The following is a 583-nucleotide window of genomic DNA, read 5'->3' on the forward strand; positions in this document are numbered from 1 at the left end:
CTGCTGATCGTGGAGGACGACAAGCCGTTTCTCGACCGGCTGTCACGGGCGATGGAAACACGCGGCTTCGCCGTGACGGCCTGTGACAGCGTCTCCAGCGGTCTGGCCCAGATCGGCAAGGCGGCGCCGGCCTTCGCGGTGGTCGACCTGCGGCTCGGCGACGGCAACGGCCTCGACGTGGTCTCGGCCTTGAAGCGCGAACGCCCGGATTGCCGCGCCATCGTCCTCACCGGCTACGGCAACATCGCCACGGCGGTCACCGCGGTGAAGATGGGCGCGGTGGACTATCTGTCGAAGCCGGCGGACGCCGACGACGTCGTCGCGGCGCTGCTCTCGACCGACACCGAGAAATCCGAACCGCCGCCGAATCCGATGTCGGCGGACCGCGTCCGCTGGGAACACATCCAGCGGATCTACGAGATGTGCAACCGCAATGTCTCGGAAACCGCGCGGCGCCTCAACATGCACCGCCGCACCCTGCAGCGCATCCTCGCCAAGCGCGCGCCGCGGTAAGCACAGCCCTCCGTTCCGATTATCAGCGCGGTCATTCCGGGGCGCGAACGAAGGTCGCGAACCCGGAATC

At 67.9% G+C, this 583-nt stretch carries 1 protein-coding gene; it reads left to right on the forward strand.

Translation table 11 applies throughout. The features are described 5' to 3' along the window. Positions 1 to 513 (forward strand): ActR/PrrA/RegA family redox response regulator transcription factor (locus DY467_RS25380; RefSeq protein ID WP_164639801.1); only part of this gene is annotated, 513 nt, incomplete at its 5' end. Positions 514 to 583: the final 70 nt, after the last annotated feature.

Source organism: Rhodopseudomonas sp. BR0G17, from assembly GCF_010907025.1.
In the GTDB taxonomy this organism is placed as follows: Bacteria; Pseudomonadota; Alphaproteobacteria; order Rhizobiales; family Xanthobacteraceae; genus Rhodopseudomonas; species Rhodopseudomonas palustris_H.